Origin of the sequence: Kitasatospora sp. NPDC049285, assembly GCF_040678815.1 — a bacterium.
Classification (GTDB): domain Bacteria; phylum Actinomycetota; class Actinomycetes; order Streptomycetales; family Streptomycetaceae; genus Kitasatospora.
In genome coordinates this window covers 1-3,101 of sequence record NZ_JBFAQR010000137.1, presented here as the reverse complement: position 1 = coordinate 3,101, position 3,101 = coordinate 1, and the positions used below count along the sequence as shown (strand labels likewise).

Below are 3,101 nucleotides of genomic sequence, written 5' to 3'. Positions count from 1 at the left end.
TCGGTGCGGTTCGCGTTGGAGGCGTTGTGGGTGCATCAGGCGGCTCATCCGCGTCCGTTGGTGCCGGTGGGTGTCGAGGGTCGGGCGCCGGTGGGTGATGTGTGGGTGGTGCCGACCGTGGGCGGTGGGCGTGAGGTGGTGGTTGCGGAGCAGGTGGGGCTGCGGGCCGATGGCAAGCCGGTGGTCGTGGTGGGTGGGGACTCGAAGTGGCGCAGGTTCACGGACAGTGGCGACTCGCGGCACACGGCGGTGCAGGAGGATGTCGCCGGCTACCGGTTGACGGCCGACGGGACCATCGAGGGTGATCTGCCGGAGGGCTTCGAGTCCGCCGACACCGCGGCCGGGTTGACCCCGTTGGAGGGGGCGGCGAAGTTCGGCGACCCGGTGCCGTTCAGTCCGGGGACGGGCCATCAGGGTCGCGACCAGTTCGCGGTGCCGGGGTCGGAGGTGCGGACCGTCGACGGCACCGAGGGTGCGATCGCGCACACCGGCTGGTCGGCGGCCGTGCCCGGTGACCGTTCCCTCCTGGGCGAGGAGCACCTTCCCACGGGGGAAGGCGCCGAAGCCTTCGTCTGGGTTCCGTACGGTGTCGGGGCGCAGGTGGACGAGGTCTTCTACAACGGTCTGACGCCGCAGCTGCGGCCGACCTACGCCGACCCCAAGCGCGGGTACGTCCCGCTCCACGAGGTGCTGTCCGCTCCGGGCGGAGTGGAGCGAGCCAAGTCGATGTGGGTGGTGGGGACGCTGGACGAGGACTACCGTCCGGCCGGCAAGGGAGGCTGGACGCGGTTCCGCGTGCTCGCCAAGGACGGGGTGACGATCGCCGCCGCTCAGCAGGACGGACTGGCCTACGGTGCGAACACGGTGGCGTTCTTCGGCGGCGTGCGGCCCGAGCTGGTGATCGGCGCAGAGGCCACCGCGCCCGGTCGGCCGGGCAAGCTGCAACGAGCGATAGACAACATGGACCACGACCCCGACGTCCGACCAGGTGGACCTGCCGAGGCGACCGGCGGGCCCGCGGACGGCGGTCCTCACGTCGGTCAACCGTCCGTCGGGCCACTGGAACTGCGGAGCCCCGAGGTCTACGAACAACTGACCGAGGAGATCTTCGAACGTGCCGAGGACCGGCACCCGCTGCCGTACGACTTCGTCCGTCCGCCCGGTGCGCCGCGCCTTCCCGCCCGGTTCGGGCTGGAGGTCGAGTTCAACCACCAGGGAACGGACGGAGAGATCGACCAGGTCCGGCAGGATCTGGCCGCCCGGCTGCACGCGCAGGGCCTGAGCGTGGCGGGCGTGCACGCGCCCCACACCGGCCGGACCGAGGGGTACGGCTCGGATCTGTCCAGCGGGCGGGTCGAGTTGGACGGGTCGGTGGCAGGGGAGTACGTGAGCGCCAAGCTGGATCCGGAGCGTCCGGAGACCTGGCAGGCGGTCGTTGACGTCATGCGGGCGATCCGGGAGGCGGGCGGGTACCCGGGTGACGCGGGCGCGCACATCCACTTCTCGCTGGACTACCACGACCGCCCGGAGTTGACGGTCCCTCGGCTGACGACCCTGGTGAACCTGGTCAAGTCCTTCGAGGACGTGCTGTACCAGCTCGGCCAGAACCCGCACAGCCCGCAGCACCGCGGAACCGAGTACGCCGCACCGCTCGACGTGGTGCCGAGTCTCGGCTACACCCGGCGCGCCCACGGCCTGCCGGAGAGCGGACCGTCCGGGCGCGAGCTGGGGCCCTTCCTCCGTGAGCTCAGCGAGAGCCGCGAAGTCGCGGTCAACTTCTCGCACGTGCACGGCGAGGACGACGACCACCTCGAGGTCCGGCTCGCCGACGGGAACCTCGACCCCGCGGTCACTCAGGCGCTGGTCGAACTGTGGGGTGCCATCATCGTGTACGCCAAGCACCACCCCGGCGAGCACTTCGGCGCCCACGTGGAACTCCCGCTCGGCACGGCGGCCGCTCAGCACCGGCCGGAGGCGGACGTTCGGGAGTTGCCCGAGGGCATGCGGCTGACCAGGCACCGCTTCGAGGACAGCGCCCACTTCGCCCGGTTGGTGGACCTGGTCTTCACCGACCCGGCGGCGAAGAAGCGAGCACTGACGCTGTGGCTCCTGACCCAGCCCCAACACAACGTCGCGGAGGCGGACGAGGAACCGCCGCCGGTCGACTGGGAGGAGGGCTGGCTGCCCGTCAACTCCACCCTCACCATGCCGCCGTCGGACTGGACCTCGCTCCTGGAAGATCATTGAGTCGTCGGGTGCCACTCCGACGACAGCGACACTGAAGACGACAAGCACGGCAACGACAGACGCCTAACCGCAGGGAGTGCACGATGACCGACAACGAGACCCGAGCGATCGTGGTACCGGTACCGCCGGGCGAGGACCCGAAGCCGCCGGTGCGCCCGGACGGCAGCGCCTACCGCTTCGAGCTCGCCGTCGAGGGCGGCACCCGGCGCGCCTACGCCGATGAACTGGGTCCGCTGGTCGAGGTGGTGATCCCGGGCTACCTCGACCAGGTGGGCGAGGACCAGCGGCTGGCTGCCCGCGAACGGGACGCCGGCCGGGTTCGGATGCTGCTCCAGGCGCAACTGCTCGCGCACTTCGGCCCGGCAGGCTGCACCCGCCACCAGCTCGCCGTGCTGAACGGCGCGGCGCAGCTCGCGCAGGACGAGCTGCGGGGCTGGCACGCGCCGGTGCCCCTGGTCCTGGTGACCAGCGGCTACGTCGAGGCCGGCGGGCAGCCGCCGCACGCCGAAGAAGGCGGCGTGATCCTCTGGATCGACCCCAGTAGCGAGGAGGCGTACCTGGACTCCCTCTCCGCGCTCCACGTGATCATGCTCGCCGAATTCACCGATTGACGATTCATCACCATCCGCGGTGAGCCGGGGGGGTGAGGACAGCCGTTCTCTGTTACGGGAGCGGTGGATGTCTACCGCGGATGGTGTTGAATTCGAATAGGTGGTTGTTGTCGTGTCGATCAATCCTTCGCCTGAGATCGCGGGCTTTTTCTCGTTCGTGACGGGGATGCCGTGGCCGGAGGCGGATGAGGATCTGATGCGGTCGGTGGCGGACGACTACTACGCGGTGGCGGACGACCTGAG

Annotated in this window: 2 protein-coding genes; both read left to right on the top strand. The window is 70.2% G+C overall.

Annotated features, from left to right (window positions below):
* The first annotated feature begins 90 nt into the window (after positions 1–90).
* Entirely contained in the window at positions 91–2,247 is a 2,157-nt protein-coding gene (locus AB0K51_RS34725; RefSeq protein WP_363462276.1) for a hypothetical protein, read from the top strand.
* Between the two features lie 83 nt (positions 2,248–2,330).
* Positions 2,331–2,858 carry a hypothetical protein gene (locus AB0K51_RS34720; RefSeq protein ID WP_363462274.1) on the top strand — a complete coding sequence of 176 codons (528 nt, stop codon included), beginning with the start codon at positions 2,331–2,333 and terminating at the stop codon, positions 2,856–2,858.
* Positions 2,859–3,101 lie beyond the last annotated feature (243 nt).

Excerpts from the sequence above, each read along its gene's own strand:
- AB0K51_RS34720 (WP_363462274.1), top strand. The coding sequence starts at position 2,331 with ATGACCGACAACGAGACCCGAGCGATCGTGGTACCGGTACCGCCGGGC.